Origin of the sequence: Stenotrophomonas sp. SMYL41, from assembly GCF_036319965.1 — a bacterium.
Taxonomy (GTDB): Bacteria; Pseudomonadota; Gammaproteobacteria; order Xanthomonadales; family Xanthomonadaceae; genus Stenotrophomonas; species Stenotrophomonas maltophilia_R.
The window spans coordinates 107,236-123,829 of record NZ_JAWIRX010000012.1; the positions used below are offsets into that span (position 1 = coordinate 107,236).

Consider the following 16,594-nt stretch of genomic DNA (forward strand, 5'->3'; position numbering starts at 1 on the left):
TGCACTCTAACAAAGCGCGCAAGCGGCGCCGGTTCAGGTTCGCCGCGGCGGATACAGCGGCGCCAGGCCAGTGTCAGCGGTACCCGCGGCCGCCGACCAGTGCGGTCCGTCACGGAAGACTTCGCGCAGGCGCGCACGCAGCGGCGCCAGATCACCCTGCCCGCCCCAGCGCGCCTGCTGCAGGTCCTGCAGCACCTGGCGCTGGGCTGCATCCCCGAGCCGCGCGATGACCTGCTCGATGCGTTCAACGCCGGCCATCGCACACAGCTGTGCTTCCACCTGGTCGAAACCTTCACCATCCAGCGCTCGGCGCAGTTCGGCCAGGCCGGCACGCCCGCTCGCCACCGTCGGCACAGAGGGCTTGCCGGCTACAGGTGCCACCGCACGCGGGCGCCGGCCTCGTTGCCAGCCCCACAGCAGGGTCAACAGCCACAGCAACGCCAGGCCGATGGCCGCCGCCATCCACGGCCACGGACGCTCGGACAGCCCGCTGGCGCGTGGATCGGTCGCGGCGATACGCGCGTCCTGTCCATCGCTGCCGGGCAGCGCGGCAGCGGTGTCGATCGGTGGCAGCGATGCCGGCGAGGCAGTGCCCGCGCCGGTGCCAACTGCAACGGCCAGCGTCAGGTCTGGCAGCTTCGCTTCCTGTGCCTTGCCGTTGCGTACATCCCACCAGGGCAGGCGCGGCCCCGGTACCACCAGCGAACCCGGCTGGCGCGGCACGATCGAATAGCGGCGGGTGATCTTCAGGCGCGGCGTGCTGCCGTTGAAGGTCTCTTCGTACTGCGCGGGTTCGGCGAACACCTGCGCATTGGCGCTGACGTCCGGCACAGGCAGATCGGTGAACTGTGCGCGCGTCGCGCCTTCGGCAATCGCTTCGACCACCACGTTGGCCGCCTCACCGGTGCGGGCGCTGGTCGGCGCACTGGTGTAGCGCAACTGCAGGCTCTGCAGGGGCAGCCACGGCTGCGGCGCCTGCGCCGGTTGTGCCTGCACCTGCAGTGTGCGGTCGGCGCTGGTGGCACTCATGCGGCCGTCGCCACCACCGAAGAAGTCATCGAAAAAGCCACCGGCGCTGCGTCCGTTGAAACGCGCGCCGGCCAGCTTCAACGCGCCACTGCGTTCGGGGATCAGCAGGAAACGCCGTTCGACCACGTTGTAGCGGCGGCCGTTGACCTGGCGCACATCGGTACGGTCGTCGCCCACGCGCTGCAGCGACGCACCCGCCGGGGTATCCAGCACCAGTTCGCCGGAGGCCAGCTGCGAGGCGAAATACAAGCGCACCACCACGCCCACGCTCTGCTGCACATACGGCGTATCGTCATCGACAACGGTTTCGATGAAGGCCATCGCATTGCTGTCCGGCCCGGCCACGGTGGCCGCATCCACCTGCAGCGTCAGCGGCGCGGTGCGCACACTGCCCACCTGCAGGCCCGGCACCACCAGCGTGCCGCTGCGCCGTGGGGTCAGCGCCACGCCATACAGGTTGCGCTGCTGCATGCTGCCATTGCTCCACTCCACCTGGCGGCTGCTGGTCTGCCCGCTCAGGTCGAAGTCGCTACGCAATGGCGTGAAGTCCGGGGCACCCTGGTCGCTCTCGACATTGAGGGTGACCGTATCGCCCATCGCGATGCGGTCGCGATCCAACCACGCGCGCGGCTGAGCCCACGCCAGCAGCGGCAGCCACAGCAGCAGTGCCACCAGTACCTGTAGTGGCCAGCGCCCGTGCATGTTGATCGCCCGCGTCATCGCCCTTCCCTCTTCCTGCGTTCGTTTTCCAGCTGGAACTTGGCCCGCAGCAATGCGCCCGGATCATCCGGCACACGTCGCATCCACGCCTCCACGGCCTGTTGCTCCTCGCGTTGGCGCGGGGTGGCGCCTTCGCTGCCTGGCACGGGCTTGCCCTCCTGTTCGCCCTTGCCCTCGCGTGCCTGCTGCATTGCCTGCTGCATGCGCTGGCGTTGCTGTTCGTCGGCCTGCGCCTGTGCCTTGGCATCTTCCACCTGCGGCGGTGCCTGCTGGCCATCGCGGCCACGCTCGCCAGGCTGAGGCTTCGACTGCGCGTTGGTGTCACCCGCCTTGGGCGGGTCCTGCTGGCCCGACGGCGGCTGGCCCTGGCCGGGATTCTGCTGGCCCTGCTGCGGCTGCCCCTGTGGATTCTGCTGGCCCTGCGAGCCCTGCGCCTGCTTCTGCTGCCCGTTCTGCGGCGGCTTCTTCTGATCCTGGCCCTGGCCGCCACCGGATTGCCTGCGCTTGCGTGCAGCATCGACCACGGCACGGTTGGCCACCGCATCGGCCATGCCCGGATGCAGTGCCAGCGCGCGGTCGTAGGCGGCGATCGCGTCGTCGTAGTGGCCTTCGCGTGCCAGCGTGTTGGCCAGGTTGTACCAAGCGGCATCGTTGTCGATGCCTTCGAACTGTTTGCGTGCAGTGGCGAAGTCGCCCCTGCGGTAGGCCTGCACCCCGTCGGCCAGTCGCTGGTGCTGCACCTGATCGCTACGCTTCCACAGCGTGCCCTGCGCCGGCTGGGAGGCAGGCGTCGCAGGGGCCTGCGCCTGCGCGTCATTCATCCACGGCAGCAGGCCGACCGCGAGCACCGCGGCCAGCACCGCGCGACGACGGAAGGCCAGCAATGCCAGCAGCATCACCGGCGGCAGCAGCCAGAAGCCTTCGTCACGCCACTGCTTGCCTTCGCCTGGCCGCTGCGCCGCCGTGCCTTCGCGCGCGTCGAGTACGCCGAGCGCACGCAGATCGCTGCCATCGGCCGAAATGCGTGCATAGCGTCCGCCGCCGGCCGTGGCCACCGCGCGCAAGCTGCCCTCATCCAGCGCAGCCTGGCGGATCTGCCCGCTGCCATCGCGGTAGGCCGCACCGGCAGGCGTGCCCAGGCCCAGCACCGACACCTGCAGGCCCAGGCCGCGCGCCTGTGCCGCCGCCAGTGCAGCTTCGCTGTCCGCCTGATCGCTGACCAGCAGGATCTGCCCCTGCAACGCACCGATCTGCCGCATCAAGCGTGTCGCCCAATCGATGCCGCGGTCGGCACGCTGGCCATCGCGCGGCATCACGTCCGGCGACAGCGCATCCAGATACAGCGCAACATTGCTGCCGTCGTCGGTCAGCGGTGCCACGGTGTAGGCATCATCGGCGTACACCACCAGCCCCACCTGCCCGCCTTGGCGTGCGCGCAGCAGCTCGCCCACTTTCGCTCGCGCCTGCAGCAGGCGCGACGGTGGCAGATCGGTCGCGGTGATCCGGCTGGACAAGTCCAGTACCACCAGCAACGGTGCGCTGGCCTGGAACATCGGTTGTGCCTGCTGCCGCCAGCTCGGACCGGCCATGGCCAGCGATGCCAGCGTCCAGCCGAGCAGCACCGCCCAGGGCAGACGTGCCCGCCGCCTTGCACCGGCGGCCAGCAGGTGCGGCAACAGATGTGCGTCCACCGCCTGCCGCCACACATCACTGCGCCGTTGCCGGTACAGCGCAAACGCGATGATCAGCGGCAGCGCCAACAGCGCCCACAGCCACTCGGGCCGCAGGAAGTGCAGTGCGTTCCAGTCGGGAAGATTCGAAGCAAACGCGATCATCGGCGACGCTCCGGCCACAGCCATGCCAATGCGCCCAGCAGCAACGCCAGGCCCAACGGCCACGCATAGCGTTCTTCGCGCGGGCGCAGGCTCGGGCCCTTTGCGGCCACTGGCTCCAGGCGATCAAGCTCGGCATAGATGCCGGCCAGCTGCGCGGTGTCACGCGCACGGAAGAACTGGCCGCCGGTCATGCTGGCGATCTTCTTCAGGGTGGCCTCGTCGACCGGATCCTGGTCGGTGGAAATCGGAATGCCGAACAACCGCATGCTGCCATCGCCGCCAAATGCAACCGTGTGGATGCGCACGCCTTCGGCGCGCGCCACTTCCGCCGCGCGCAGGGGCTCCAGCACACCGGCATTGCTGACGCCGTCGGTCAACAGGATCAGGACGCGCTGTCCCTCCGGCTGGCTGCGCAGGCGCTTCACCGCCAGGCCGATGGCATCACCGATGGCGGTCTCGCGTCCGGCCAGGCCGACCACGCTGTCGCGCAGCTGGTCACGCACGCTGGCCAGGTCCGCGGTCAGCGGCGTGAGCGTGTAGGCACGGTCACCGAAGATCAGCAGGCCGACGCGGTCGCCGGCACGGCGATCCAGGAAGTCGGCCAGCACGGCCTTGGCTGCGGTAAGGCGATCCACGGCCTGGCCGCCCAGCACCATGTCGCCCTCGCCCATGCTGCCGGACACATCCATCGCCAGCATCATCTGCCGCCCCTGCTGCGGCGGCGTGATCGCATCGCCCAGCTGCTGTGGTCGCGCCAGCGCGACACACAGCGCGCACCACCCCAGCCACAGCAGCAGCGTGCGCAGCCACGACACGTCAACCCGACCACCACCAGACAGCGCTTCCAGTTCGGCAGCGGCATAGGGCACGCGTAGTGCGGCGCCCGGATCTGCGCGACGCTTCCACCAGCGCATCAGCAGCGGCAACGGCAGCGCCAGCAGGGCCAGCGGCCATGCCAGCTGCAGGTCCGGCCATGGCCAATAGGTCGTCCACAGGTTCATCGGCGGCGCTCCAGCAGCATCGCCAGGTAGCGTTCGCGGGCCCAGCTGCGCACGGCGGCCACGTCGTTGCTGTCGACGCGCGGGCGATAGGCGCCTTCGGCCAGCAGGCTGCGATGTGCAGCGGGCAGCGTGCCCTGCGGGTCCACACGCTGCCACCAGGCGTCATCGCGCAGCGATTCACTGCCCGGCGCCGCATGACGCGCGGCCCGGCGCAGCAGTCCTGCGATCGCCGCCAGTTCTGCTGCAGCGTCGGTGGTGGCTGCCAGCTCCTGATCGAACAACTGCAACCAGCGCTGGCGACGGCGGCGACGCTGCCACATCACCGCGGCGATCACCAGCAGCACCAGCACGACCGCTGCGCCAATCATCAGGTAACCGGGGGCTGGCGGCCACCATGACGGTGCCGGTGGCAGCTGCACATCGCGCAGCGGCAGAGCGGCGCTCATGCCGGCACCTCGGTCGGTGATGGCGCCAGCCAGGCGTCGCTGGGTGCATCGGAGGACAGCACCTGCACGTCGACGCGGCGCGCACCGAGCTGGCGCCGCAGTTCCTGCAGCGGTTCAACGAAATGCGCCTGCCAGTGCGCCTGCACTTCGCTGCGGCGCAGGTCGAGACCGATACGCTGCTGCGCGGTCTGGAACTGCAGTGCGGCCGACGGCGGCTGCAGCTCCAGTGGATCGACCAGCAGCACCAGGCTGAGGTCGTGATGCTGGGCCAGCGCGCTCCAGCGTGCCGGTGGAATGCGGATGGCCTGCTGCGGATCGGCCAGCACCAGCATGCGTGCCCCGGGGCGCAGCACGCGACCGGCATGATCCAGCGCGCGCTCCAGGCCCAGATCATCGGACGGCGGCTGTGCATACCAGCGGGTAAGCGCGTCGAGCACGCGCAATACGCCGCGTGGCCCACCTGCGGGAGCGATCGGCGCTTCGCGGTCGCTGCCACGCAGCGCGCCCACGCGGTCGCCACGGCGCTGCGCCGACCATGCCGCAACAGCGCCGGCGCGGGCGGCCTGCACCGATTTGAAGCGCACGCGGGTGCCGAAGTACAGCGCCGGCGAGGTATCGGCCACGATCAGGCTGACCCGCTCACGTTCTGCCTGGAACAGCTTGGTGTGGGCGCGGCCGGTGCGTGCGGTCACGCGCCAGTCGATGTGGCGCGCGTCGTCGCCGGCCACGTACTCGCGCGACTCGGCGTACTCCATGCCGCGGCCGCGCAGCGGAGACGGTGCCTGCCCTGCGTTACCGGTGCGGCCACGCCGCGGCGGCGGCGGACGCTGTGCCAGCCGGCGCAACGCGACCAGTTCGGCCAGCTGCGGGCGCAGCCCGTCACCTTCGAGCGCAGACGGTGCCTGTTCCAGGGATGGATCGGTCATGCGCAGGCTCAGGGTGCCGGCACCCGGGCCAGCAGCTCCTGCACCAGGCGCTCGCCGTCCCAGCCTTCGGCGGTGGCTTCATAGCTGGGCAGCACGCGATGGCGCAGCACGTCGGCGGCCACCGCACGCACGTCGTCGGGGGTGACGAAGTCGCGGCCGGCCAGCCAGGCGCGCGCACGTGCGCAGCGTTCCAGTGCGATGGAGCCACGCGGGCTGGCACCCCAGGCGATGCGGCGGCCGAGGCCGGCGTCGTAGCGCGACGGGTCGCGCGACGCCAGCACCAGTTCGATCAGGTACCCCTCCAGCGCCGGCGCCATGTGCAGGTCCAGCACTTCGCGGCGGGCGTCGAACACGTCCTGCATCGGCATCTTGTCGGGCGCCGGCGCGGCCTCGCCCAACGCACCACGGGCACGCTCGCGGGCCAGCCGCAGGATTTCCGATTCGGCCGCCTGGTCCGGGTAGCCGATGCGCACATGCATCAGGAAGCGGTCCAGCTGCGCTTCCGGCAGCGGGAAGGTACCTTCCTGCTCGATCGGGTTCTGCGTGGCCATCACCAGGAACAGCGACGGCAGCGCATAGGTATGGCGGCCAACGGTGACCTGGCGCTCGCCCATGGCTTCCAGCAGCGCCGACTGCACCTTGGCCGGCGCGCGGTTGATCTCGTCGGCCAGCAGGATCGGGTGGAAGATCGGGCCGGGCACGAACTCGAAGCGGCCTTCCTGCGGGCGCCAGATCTCGGTACCGGTGAGGTCGGCCGGCAGCAGGTCGGGGGTGAACTGCACGCGGGCAAAGTCCGCTTCCAGGCGCGAGGCCAGTGCACGGATTGCCGTGGTCTTGGCCAGGCCCGGCGCGCCCTCCACCAGCAGGTGGCCGTCGGCCAGCAGCGCGATCAGCAGGCGTTCGACCAGTGCCGCCTGGCCGACGATCTCGGCCGACAACGCATCGCGCAGCTGGGTGAATGCCGCATGCAGGCGGGAGGTGGCCGGCGCGGGCGGCGGCGAGACGGATTCGGGCATCGGCGGTGGCAGGTTCATGGGGGCCTTTGACCGGCGCAGGACGGCACGGGTTCCCGACATCATCGCAGGGTGCCTTGCGATTGGCATCAAGAACGGCTGAACAGCCCTCCGCGCAGAGCGTGGTTCCCCTGGCGGAAACGAAGAAGGGCCGCACGAGGCGGCCCTTCTTCGAACACCTAATTGCGCTGGATCAGTTCTGCTTGGCCACGCGCAGCACCTTCGGGGTGACGAACACCAGCAGCTCGGCCTTGTCCTTGTTGCGACCGCGCTTCTTGAACAGGTTGCCCAGGAACGGCACGTCGCCCAGGAACGGCACCTTGCTGATGCTGTTGCGATCGGTGAACTCGTAGACGCCACCGATCACCACGGTCTGCCCATCCTCGACCAGCACCGCGGTGTTGACTTCGCGTCGGTTGATCGACGGCACGGTGCCGTAGCCCTCCAGCTGGATCAGCTGGTCGACTTCGTCCTTCTTCACCTGCATGTTGAGGAACACGCGGTTGTCGTTGGTGATGGTCGGGGTGACCTTCAGCTCCAGCACCACTTCCTTGAACTGGACGTTCGGGGTCGCCACGCCGCCAGCGGTACCACCGCTGATGGTGACGTAGCCGATTTCCTTGCCCTGCTTGATCATCGCTTCGCGCTGGTTGGTGGTGACCACGCGCGGGTTGGAGATCACCTCGCCTCGCGACTCCTGCTGCATGGCCGACAGCTCCACGTCCAGCAGGTAACCGGCATTGAGGATCGACAGCGCCAGCGAACCCGGGTTGCTGGCGGCAGCCACCGGCAGGTTCCAGTTCAGGCCACGGGTGATCGCCGAGCCGGACTTCACCGGCGGCGGGCCGATCCGGCCACCCGCTTCCCAGTCACGCTCGGCCTTGGCATTGGCCAGGTCGGTGGTGACCTGCGACTCGCGGGTCTTGGCGTTGGCATCCAGGCTGCCGCTGAAGTACACGTTGTCGCGGCTGCCGCTGACACCGAACTTCGCACCCAGCTCACGGGCAAAAGTATCGGTGGCGATGACGATGCGGCTTTCGATCAGCACCTGGTCGACCGGGCGGTCGATCACGTTGATCAGCTCGCGCATGCGCGCGATCTTCTTCGGGATGTCGCTGATCATCAGCGTGTTGGTGCGCTCGTCGGCCACGATGCGGCCGCGCGAGGACAGGAAGCCACTGTCTTCCTGCGAAGAACTACCCGAACCGCCACCACTGCCGCCACCGCCGCCGCCACCGATGCCCTTGGCCTCGGTCAGCGCTTTGAATATCTGCGTGGCGCTGTGGTAGTTGATCTGGATGTAGTCGGTCTGCAGGTCTTCGCGGTTCTCGATGGCGATGCGCGCGTCTTCCTTCTCCTGCTCGAACTTGGCCAGTTCAGCCTGCGGCGCCACCCAGATCACGCTGCCGTCGCGGCGCTTGTCCAGGCCCTTCGCGCGCAGGACGATGTCCAGCGCCTGGTCCCACGGCACATTGACCAGGCGCAGGGTCACGTTGCCCTGCACGGAGTCGGACGCCACCACGTTCAGGTTGGACTCCTCGGCGATCAACTGCAGCACGGTGCGCACCGGCACGTCCTGGAAGTTGAAGGTCACCGGCTTGCCGGTGAAGCCGCGCTGGCCGACGGCCTTGGCCGCCTGGGTGATGCTGCCGGCGGTGACCGCACCCACGGCGGCCTGGGCCTGCCGCGGGCTGATCTCGACCACGTACTCGTTGCCGCTCTGGTAGGCCAGCGATTCCACGGCGCCGCCAGTGCTCAGCACCAGCTGGGTGCCGGCACCCGACGGCTTGGCGTCGATGCGCTGCACCGGCGTGGCGAAGTCGGTGACGTTCATCGGCTTCTGCAGGTTGGCCGGCAGTCGGGCATTGCCGACGTCGACCACCACGCTGTTGCCCTGCGTGCGCAGGTCAGGGATCGCGCCCTGCCCGTCGAACTGCACGATCAGGCGCCCGGCGCCGTCATCGCCACGCTTGAAATCGATCTTGGCCACCGACAGGGCCGCCGGCGCGGCGGCCGGTGCCACGGTGGCGCCCACTGGCTTTTCCGCCGGTGCGGCAGCCAGCGCCGGAGCGCAGGCCAGCATCAGCGCGACTCCCAGCGCGCTGACACGGTTCAAGGTAGAGCGCCGGATGGGACGCAGCCCCTTGGCTTGGTGAAAGGTCATCGTGCTATCCCCAGTAAACGATCATTGATCTTCAAGCGAGAGCGTTGCCGGCCGTTCCAGCCAGCCGCCCGCGCCATCCGGCACCAGTTCGATCAGCTCCACGCGGTCTTCGAAGACCGCCGTGACCCGCCCGTCGCTCTGCCCCAGGTAACCGCCCGGGCGAACCCGGTAGGTAACCTTGTCCGGCCCCATCACCAGCGCCACGGTGCCTGCACCGGTGCCGATGGTGCCGACCATGTCCAGCGCATCCAGCGGGAAGCCTTCCAACGGCTCCTTGCGCCGGTTCGGGTCCGGTCGCAATCCGCCATTCCCCTGCTGCGGATTGGTCCAGGCATCGGTGAACGGATCGCGCATGCCCTGCGCGGAGTATTCAAAGGTCTCGAACTGCTGCATCACCGGCAGCGGCTCCAGCGGTTGCGCCGGTCGCGCACGCTCGCCTTCCACCCATTTCTCAAGGTTCGGTGCGTCGCCGGGCGTGCTGGTCACGCCACGGCCGCAACCGGCCAGCAGCAGCACAGCCAGCACCATCGCACCACGTACGGTCTGCGCGCGCATCACTTCTTGCCCTCCTTGCCAGCGTCGGATGCCTGCTGCGCCTGCACTTCGGTCTCGTCCAGGTAGCGGTAGGTCTTGACCGTACCGGACAGTTCCAGTGCACCGCTGCGGACGTTGCCGCCGGTCTTTTCCTTGGGCTTGAGGTTGATGTCATGCATGGTCAGGATCACCACCCGCGGCAGCGAGGCCACGCCACTGACGAACGCGCCGAACTGGTGGTAACTGCCCACCATGCGCAGCTTGATCGGCTTCTCGGCGTAGAACTCCTTGATCTGCTCCTGCTCCGGCTCGAACAGCTCGTTGGTCAGGCCGCTGGACAGCGCGGTCTGCGAGATGTCGATGATCAGGTCGGGCATTTCGGTCTTGCTCGGCAGCTGCCGCAGCATCTGCTGCAGCACCTGCTCCATCTGCGCCAGTTGCTGCTTCAGCGGCCCCAGGTTCACCGCGCGTTCCTGCTGCTTGGTGAACTCGGCGCGCAGCTCGGTTTCCTTCGATTCCAGCCCGGCCAGTTCCTCGCGCTTGCCGCTGATCAGCAGCATCCACGCCACGAACATGATGACCAGCGCCAGCAACGAGCAGAAGACGATCTTGGCCTTCTGCGGCCAGTTGCCGATGTCGTTGAAATCCAGGTTCTTGAGGTCGATCTTCTGGCTCATGCGCGGTCCCCCTGCAGCAGCGCATTGAAGGCCTGCGGCGGCTGCGCCAGGCGGCTGCCCTCGGACTTCGGGGCAGGTGCCGGGGCCGGAGCGGCCGGCTGGTTCGGTTTGGCCGGAGTGGCCGACGGTGCAGCGGCCGGTGCGGCAGGAGCCGCTGCCGGCTGGCCCGGTGCGGGAGCCGCAGGCGTCGCGGCATCCGGACCTGCGGCCAACGGAGCCACCGGGGCCGGCGCAGCCGTCGCCACCGAGCCATCGGCGTTCAGGCCCGGCGTCGCCGAAACCTCTTCGCTCTGTGCCGGCAGCTTCACCTTGACCACGAACACATACGGCAGCGCCTTGATGTCGGCCAGCGGGCCGACCTTGCCGTCCTTGTCCTTCTCCGGGTCACGCGCTTCGATGATCGACAGCTCCGGGTTGGTCATCCAGCCGGACGTCTCCAGGTTGCGCATGTACGCCGAAACGCGGGCATTGGACTGGGTGCGCCCTTCCAGCGTCAGCACATCCCCTTCCTGCTTCAGCGCGGTCAGCACCACGCCGTCGGGGATGGTGCGCACCAGCGCGTCGAACAGGTGGACCATCTGCGAGCGCTTGGCCTGCAGCTCCTCGATCACCTTCTTGCGGGCCAGCAGGCGTTCCTTCTGCGCGTCGAGGCGGTCGATCTCCTTGTTCTGTTCCTTGACCTTCTCGATCTCGGCTTCCAGATAGGCGTTGCGGTCCATCTGGCCGCTCACCTGGCGGTCGTAATAGAACCAGATCATCAGCGACAGCAGCAGGCCACCGACAGCGGCCATGCCCAGCATTGCGTAGAACTCGCGCTGGCGTTGCTTGCGCCGCTCGGCGCGCCAGGGCAATAGATTGATGCGTGCCATCAGTCAAAGCTCCTCAGCGCCAGACCGGTCGCGATCATCAGCGCGGGGGCATCCCGGGCCAACGCGTGCGCGTTCACCTTCGGCCCCAGGGTCATCTGCGCCAGCGGGTTGGCGACCACGGTCGGCACACCCAGCTGTTCCTCGACCATCTCCGGCAAGCCACCCAGCACGGCACAGCCGCCTGCCAGCACGATGTGATCGACGCGGTTGAATTCGCTGCCTGCATAGAAGAACTGCAGCAGGCGGCTGATCTGCTGGACCGTGGCCTCCTTGAACGGCTCCAGCACTTCCATCTCGTAGCTTTCCGGCAGGCCGCCCTGGCGCTTGGCCAGCCCGGCTTCCTCGTAGCTCAGGCCGTAGCGGCGCATGATCTCGTCGGTCAGCTGCTTGCCACCGAACACCTGTTCGCGGCTATAGAGGCTACGGCCGCCGCGCAGGACGTTGAGGGTGGTCATGGTGGCGCCGATGTCGACCAGCGCGACCACGCCGTCGATGGACACCGGCAGCTCGCTGGCGACCAGGGCGTAGGCGTTCTCGACCGCGAAGGCCTCCACGTCCATCACCTTGGCCTGCAGGCCACCGAGTTCCAGCGCGGACTGGCGCAGCTCGACATTCTCCGAACGCGACGCGGCCAGCAGCACCTGGACCATCTCCGGGTTGTTCGGGATCGACCCGATCACCTCGAAGTCCAGGTTCACTTCCTCGATCGGATACGGAATGTAGTTGACCGCTTCCAGCTCGATCTGGGCTTCCATGTCGTTTTCGTCGAGATCGGCCGGCATCGGGATCACCTTGGTGATCACCGCCGACCCCGCGACGGCGGCAGCGGCCAATTTCGCCTTGCTGCCTGAGCGGTTCATCGCCCGGCGGATGGCCTCACCCACGGCCTCCACTTCAACGATGTTCTTCTCCACCACCGCATTCGGTGGAAGAGGTTCCACAGCGTAATGTTCCACGCGGAAACGATTGCCACTGCGGGACAGCTGCAAAAGCTTTACCGCAGTCGAACTGATGTCGACGCCCACAAGCGGCGACTGACTTTTTGGGATGAGCCCCACGGTTTCTCCCCTGCCGACGGGCACTTGGACGCAAGAGCTGCGTCCGCGCATTAATAACGTATTCTTAGCAAATGGCAACCGCCCTGCTGTGAAATCCCTCACGGATTCACGATGCAGCCCCTGGCAATTCCCCTTGCGCTCCCCGGTGCCGACCCCAGCCGCCACCTTGCGTAATCTATACTCTGCGACCACGAAATTCGCAATCGGAATCTGAACCCGATGACTCGACTCCGCCGCTGGCTGCGCTGGATCTTCCTGATTGTCCTGGTCCTGGCGCTGATCGGCGCGGCCGCCGTGGGCGGTCTGTACTATGCCGTTTCCTCCAAGCTTCCCGACGTGCAGACCCTGCGCGACGTGGAAATGCAGGAGCCGATGTACGTCTATGCTGCCGATGGCAAGCTGATGGCGGTGTTCGGCGAGACCCGGCGCACCCCGATCACCATGAAGGACGTGCCCGAGAAGCTGAAGCAGGCGTTCCTGGCTACCGAGGACGCCCGCTTCTACGAGCATGGCGGTGTGGACTACAAGGGCATCGGCCGCGCGGTATGGCTGCTGGCCACCACCAACGACAAGCGCGTGCCGGGTGGCTCCACCATCACCCAGCAGGTCGCCCGCCAGTTCTTCCTCAGCTCCGAGTACAGCTATACCCGCAAGCTGGCCGAGATCCTGCTGGCGCGGAAGATCGAGTCCGAGCTGAGCAAGGACGAGATCTTCGAGCTGTACCTGAACAAGAGTTTCTTCGGCAACCGCGCCTACGGCGTGGCTGCTGCCGCCGAGTTCTACTACGGCAAGAAGCTGAACGAGCTGGACCTGGACGAGATGGCCTCGCTGGCCGGCATCCCCAAGTTCCCCTCTTCGGGCAACCCGATCTCCAACCCGGAACGTGCCCGCCAGCGCCGCGACAACTACGTGCTGCAGCGCATGGCCGACCTGAAGTTCGTCAGCCAGGCCGAGGCCGACGCGGCCAAGGCCGTGCCGATGCACGCCACCGCGCATGAGCCGCCGGTGCAGGTCGATGCCCCGTACGTGGCCGAGCTGGTGCGCCAGGAAATGATCGCCCGCTTCGGCGGCGACGTGGTCAACAAGGGCTATCACGTCACCACCACCATCGACTCCACCCTGCAGACCGCCGCGAACCAGTCGGTGCGCGACGGCCTCCTGCTGTACGACCACCGCCACGGCTGGCACGGCGTGGAGAAGCAGGTGCAGCTGGGCGCCGGTGACGACACCGCGGCCCTGGCCGAGCACCTGCGTGGCATGTTCGGCCAGGCCGGCCTGCTACCGGCGATCGTCGCCAGCACCGGCGCCGATGGCAGCGCCACCGTGGTGCTCGCCAACCGCACCGAGATCGTGCTGCCGGCCGGTGCTGCCAAGTGGACCAACAAGACCCCGGGCAAGCTGGTGCAGCGCGGTGACATCGTGCGCGTGCGCGCCGGTGCCAAGGAAGGTGAGTGGCTGCTGGACCAGATCCCGCGCGGCCAGTCCGCACTGGTCTCGCTGGACGCCCACAACGGCGCGTTGAAGGCGCTGGTGGGTGGCTTCAGCTTCTCCGGCAACAAGTTCAACCGCGCCACCCAGGCCCGTCGCCAGCCGGGGTCCAGCTTCAAGCCGTTCGTCTATGCGGCCGCCTTCGACAAGGGCTACAACCCGGCCTCGATCGTGCTCGATGCCCCGGTCGTGTTCCGCGACCGCCGCGGCAAGACCTGGGCCCCGCAGAACGACGGCGGCGGATTCCGCGGCCCGATGCGCCTGCGCGAGGCGCTGGTGCAGTCACGCAACCTGGTGTCGGTGCGCCTGCTGGATGGCATGGGCGTGGACTACGCCCGCAAGTACATCAGCGAGTTTGGCTTTGCCGAATCGGAGTTGCCGCCGAACCTGTCGATGTCGCTGGGTACCGCCTCGCTGACCCCGCTGTCGGTGGCGCGTGGCTACGCCGTGTTCGCCAACGGCGGCTCGCGCGTGGACACCTGGCTGATCGACCAGGTCAACGACCGCGACGGCAACCTGGTGTTCAAGGAAAACCCGGCGCTGGCCTGCCGCGACTGCGCCGGCAGCAGCGACCAGCCGGTCAACCAGGTGGTGGACGGCTTCAACTTCGGCGCTCCGGCCCCGAAGGTGGACCCGGCCGCCGCAGCCAAGGTCGAAGCCCCGGCGGCACCGGCCAACCCGGATGCCCGCACCGCCCCGCGCGCGATCGACGCCCGCACGGCCTACCAGCTGGTGTCGATGATGCGCGACGTGGTCCAGCGCGGTACCGGTGTCCAGGCCAAGGTGCTCGGCCGCGAGGACGTGGGCGGCAAGACCGGCTCCACCAACGACCATCGCGATGCCTGGTTCTCCGGCTTCGGCGGGCCGTACGTGACCACCGTGTGGGTGGGCCGCGACGACTTCCGCTCGCTGGGCTACCGCGAATACGGTGGCAAGGCCGCCCTGCCGATCTGGATCGAGTACATGCGCACCGCGCTGAAGGACACCCCGATCGCGCAGAACGACCCGCCCAGCGGCATGGTCCAGGCCACCCTCAACGGTGCCACCGAGTGGGTGAAGGTGGAAGACATGGACCGCCTGACCGACTACGACCTGAACCTCAATACGCCGCAGGCCGACGCCGCCGCGTTCGATATTTTCTGAGGAAGGATGTTGGGGTGCCAACCGTGGGTTGGCACCTCCGCGAAATACCCACGCAGATGTCACATCGGTGCGCTAGTCTGTAGCCAGGTCGCAACAGGAGTCATCGCATGCATCGCGCCCGCCAGCATGCTGCCAGCCAGACCCGCGAGCGGCGCCACCGCCTCGCCCACGAAGCCGCCCGCCTGATGGCCGAAGGCGGCATCCGCGACTATCACCAGGCCAAGTTGAAGGCCGCCAGCCGGCTCGGCATCCACGACGATGCCTCCCTGCCCCGCAATACCGAGATCGAGGACGCCCTGCGCGAGTACCAGCGGCTGTTCTCCGGGCCCCGGCACGGCAACGAACTGCAGCGCCGCCGCGAGGCCGCGATGCGCGCGCTGGAGTTCCTGCACGGCTTCGCCCCGCGCCTGGCCGGTCCCGTGCTGGACGGCACCGCAGACGCGAACAGCCCCGTGCAGCTGCACCTGCACAGCGACGACCCGGAGGCCGTGCACCGCTTCCTGGACGAACACGGCATTCCTGCCGAATCGCGGACGCGTCGCCTGCGCATGGACCGAGAGCGCTGCCTGGACGTGCCGGTGTGGGTGTTCAGTGCCGAGGAGCTGACCTTCGACCTGGCCGTGCTGCCCTATGACGCGCTGCGCCAGGCGCCGCTGTCGCCGGTGGATGAAAAGCCGATGCGCCGCGCATCCGTGGCGCAGTTGCGGCAGGTGCTGGCCGAGGCGGAGATCACCGCGTACATCGGCGGGTGACGGTAGCTCCGGCCTTGGTGGGTGCGGACCGTTGGTCCGCGCTCGCCTTTGGTAGGTGCGGACCGTTGGTCCGCACGGCGCTTCAGGCGTCCGGATGCCTGACCGAAGAGCAGTCGAGCATGGCTCGAGCCCACCCTACCGCAGCTCATGCGGCTCCTTGGCATCGCCGGTCAGCAGGCGTGCCAGCCACGGCGCACCCGCGCGCCGTGGGTACTCCATCATCATCCGGGCGTGCATGTCCTGCAGATCAGCCAACAGCCAGGCCTGGTTGTAGACGTCGCCGAACGTGTCGGACCAGGCTGTCTGTATCCGCGCGCGCTCACCCCCGTTGAGGTTGGGCATCCTGTCCAGTGGCACCTCCAGCACCGGCGCCAGCGCCTCGTTGATGGCCGTGTTTTCCGCCTGCGCTGCGCGGAGCAGTGACAGCCGATGCTTCAGCTGCCAGCACGGGTACGGGAAGCAGCTTCCCGTGGCATCGATGTACGACGCCATGTCGGCCAGCATGTGAGCTTTCAGCTGCCACACCATCGCACTGTCCAGCAGTTGCCGTACCCGCATCGTGCGCAGCGTACCGGCCCGGACCTCTTCCGGCGTGGTGAACGGCTCGCCGGGCGTGGTGCCGCCATGCTGCGCCAGCACGATGCGATGGATCGCCTCGCCGGTGATGTTCTCCACGCGCAGCGCTGCCACGTCCGGGTGCACGCGCGGGGGCGGGATGCTCACCACCCGCCAGTGGTACCAGAGCACCAGCACCATGCCGGTCAGGCACAACAGGGTGAACAGGACCCAGCTGTCCAGATTGCGGGTGTAGTAGAAGTACCGCGCCCGCCACAGATAGAACGTGCGGTAGCTGATGAACCGGCTTACCCAACCATACATTGCCATCTCCTCGGCAAGGACCCCGGCGCGACGGGGTGGATTACGCGCGTCATGCCGGGG

General features: G+C 68.1%; 14 protein-coding genes. 2 read left to right on the top strand and 12 right to left on the bottom strand.

Annotated elements, in window-relative coordinates; all coding sequences use genetic code 11:
- Positions 1 to 33 precede the first annotated feature (33 nt).
- The 11 genes from V3B30_RS14835 to V3B30_RS14885 all read right to left on the bottom strand — a co-directional run bounded on the left by V3B30_RS14835 (position 34) and on the right by V3B30_RS14885 (position 12,272).
- Positions 34 to 1,749 (bottom strand): BatD family protein, encoded by a 1,716-nt coding sequence (locus tag V3B30_RS14835; protein WP_262083771.1) that lies wholly within the window; start codon positions 1,747 to 1,749, stop codon positions 34 to 36.
- Positions 1,746 to 3,584 carry a VWA domain-containing protein gene (locus tag V3B30_RS14840; RefSeq protein ID WP_262083770.1) on the bottom strand — a complete coding sequence of 613 codons (1,839 nt, stop codon included), beginning with the start codon at positions 3,582 to 3,584 and terminating at the stop codon, positions 1,746 to 1,748. Before V3B30_RS14840 ends, V3B30_RS14835 begins: the two co-directional genes overlap by 4 nt.
- On the bottom strand, positions 3,581 to 4,585 hold the full coding sequence (locus tag V3B30_RS14845) for a VWA domain-containing protein (RefSeq protein ID WP_262083769.1): 1,005 nt from the start codon (positions 4,583 to 4,585) through the stop codon (positions 3,581 to 3,583). Before V3B30_RS14845 ends, V3B30_RS14840 begins: the two co-directional genes overlap by 4 nt.
- Positions 4,582 to 5,031 (bottom strand): DUF4381 family protein, encoded by a 450-nt coding sequence (locus V3B30_RS14850; RefSeq protein ID WP_262083768.1) that lies wholly within the window; start codon positions 5,029 to 5,031, stop codon positions 4,582 to 4,584. Before V3B30_RS14850 ends, V3B30_RS14845 begins: the two co-directional genes overlap by 4 nt.
- Positions 5,028 to 5,957 (bottom strand): DUF58 domain-containing protein, encoded by a 930-nt coding sequence (locus tag V3B30_RS14855; RefSeq protein ID WP_262083767.1) that lies wholly within the window; start codon positions 5,955 to 5,957, stop codon positions 5,028 to 5,030. Before V3B30_RS14855 ends, V3B30_RS14850 begins: the two co-directional genes overlap by 4 nt.
- Positions 5,958 to 5,965: 8 nt before the next feature.
- Positions 5,966 to 6,991 (bottom strand): MoxR family ATPase, encoded by a 1,026-nt coding sequence (locus tag V3B30_RS14860; RefSeq protein WP_262083766.1) that lies wholly within the window; start codon positions 6,989 to 6,991, stop codon positions 5,966 to 5,968.
- A 172-nt stretch (positions 6,992 to 7,163) separates the two neighbouring features.
- On the bottom strand, positions 7,164 to 9,134 hold the full coding sequence (locus V3B30_RS14865; protein WP_262083765.1) for a type IV pilus secretin PilQ family protein: 1,971 nt from the start codon (positions 9,132 to 9,134) through the stop codon (positions 7,164 to 7,166).
- 21 nt (positions 9,135 to 9,155) lie between these two features.
- Positions 9,156 to 9,689, bottom strand: a complete 534-nt coding sequence (locus tag V3B30_RS14870; RefSeq protein ID WP_005418914.1) for a pilus assembly protein PilP — start codon at positions 9,687 to 9,689, stop codon at positions 9,156 to 9,158.
- Positions 9,689 to 10,345: a type 4a pilus biogenesis protein PilO gene (gene pilO / locus V3B30_RS14875; RefSeq protein WP_100473778.1), complete on the bottom strand. Its 657-nt coding sequence runs from the start codon at positions 10,343 to 10,345 to the stop codon at positions 9,689 to 9,691. The genes V3B30_RS14870 and pilO overlap by 1 nt, the downstream gene beginning before the upstream one ends.
- Positions 10,342 to 11,214: a PilN domain-containing protein gene (locus tag V3B30_RS14880; RefSeq protein WP_262083764.1), complete on the bottom strand. Its 873-nt coding sequence runs from the start codon at positions 11,212 to 11,214 to the stop codon at positions 10,342 to 10,344. The genes pilO and V3B30_RS14880 overlap by 4 nt, the downstream gene beginning before the upstream one ends.
- Positions 11,214 to 12,272 (bottom strand): pilus assembly protein PilM, encoded by a 1,059-nt coding sequence (locus tag V3B30_RS14885; protein ID WP_343239862.1) that lies wholly within the window; start codon positions 12,270 to 12,272, stop codon positions 11,214 to 11,216. Before V3B30_RS14885 ends, V3B30_RS14880 begins: the two co-directional genes overlap by 1 nt.
- Before the next feature lie 219 nt (positions 12,273 to 12,491).
- On the opposite strand from V3B30_RS14885, the gene V3B30_RS14890 reads away from it, so the two are divergent.
- Together V3B30_RS14890 and V3B30_RS14895 are read left to right on the top strand one after the other, a co-directional pair.
- Entirely contained in the window at positions 12,492 to 14,903 is a 2,412-nt protein-coding gene (locus tag V3B30_RS14890) for a penicillin-binding protein 1A (RefSeq protein ID WP_315973570.1), read from the top strand.
- Positions 14,904 to 15,010: 107 nt separating this feature from the next.
- Positions 15,011 to 15,655: a hypothetical protein gene (locus V3B30_RS14895; protein WP_262083763.1), complete on the top strand. Its 645-nt coding sequence runs from the start codon at positions 15,011 to 15,013 to the stop codon at positions 15,653 to 15,655.
- 135 nt (positions 15,656 to 15,790) lie between these two features.
- On the opposite strand, the gene V3B30_RS14900 is transcribed toward V3B30_RS14895, so the two are convergent.
- Positions 15,791 to 16,534 (bottom strand): hypothetical protein, encoded by a 744-nt coding sequence (locus V3B30_RS14900; protein ID WP_262083762.1) that lies wholly within the window; start codon positions 16,532 to 16,534, stop codon positions 15,791 to 15,793.
- Positions 16,535 to 16,594: the final 60 nt, after the last annotated feature.

Excerpts from the sequence above, each read along its gene's own strand:
- V3B30_RS14835 (WP_262083771.1), bottom strand. The coding sequence starts at position 1,749 with ATGACGCGGGCGATCAACATGCACGGGCGCTGGCCACTACAGGTACTG.
- V3B30_RS14840 (WP_262083770.1), bottom strand. The coding sequence starts at position 3,584 with ATGATCGCGTTTGCTTCGAATCTTCCCGACTGGAACGCACTGCACTTC.
- V3B30_RS14845 (WP_262083769.1), bottom strand. The coding sequence starts at position 4,585 with ATGAACCTGTGGACGACCTATTGGCCATGGCCGGACCTGCAGCTGGCA.
- V3B30_RS14850 (WP_262083768.1), bottom strand. The coding sequence starts at position 5,031 with ATGAGCGCCGCTCTGCCGCTGCGCGATGTGCAGCTGCCACCGGCACCG.
- V3B30_RS14855 (WP_262083767.1), bottom strand. The coding sequence starts at position 5,957 with ATGACCGATCCATCCCTGGAACAGGCACCGTCTGCGCTCGAAGGTGAC.
- V3B30_RS14860 (WP_262083766.1), bottom strand. The coding sequence starts at position 6,991 with ATGAACCTGCCACCGCCGATGCCCGAATCCGTCTCGCCGCCGCCCGCG.
- V3B30_RS14865 (WP_262083765.1), bottom strand. The coding sequence starts at position 9,134 with ATGACCTTTCACCAAGCCAAGGGGCTGCGTCCCATCCGGCGCTCTACC.
- V3B30_RS14870 (WP_005418914.1), bottom strand. The coding sequence starts at position 9,689 with ATGCGCGCGCAGACCGTACGTGGTGCGATGGTGCTGGCTGTGCTGCTG.
- pilO (WP_100473778.1), bottom strand. The coding sequence starts at position 10,345 with ATGAGCCAGAAGATCGACCTCAAGAACCTGGATTTCAACGACATCGGC.
- V3B30_RS14880 (WP_262083764.1), bottom strand. The coding sequence starts at position 11,214 with ATGGCACGCATCAATCTATTGCCCTGGCGCGCCGAGCGGCGCAAGCAA.
- V3B30_RS14890 (WP_315973570.1), top strand. The coding sequence starts at position 12,492 with ATGACTCGACTCCGCCGCTGGCTGCGCTGGATCTTCCTGATTGTCCTG.
- V3B30_RS14895 (WP_262083763.1), top strand. The coding sequence starts at position 15,011 with ATGCATCGCGCCCGCCAGCATGCTGCCAGCCAGACCCGCGAGCGGCGC.
- V3B30_RS14900 (WP_262083762.1), bottom strand. The coding sequence starts at position 16,534 with ATGTATGGTTGGGTAAGCCGGTTCATCAGCTACCGCACGTTCTATCTG.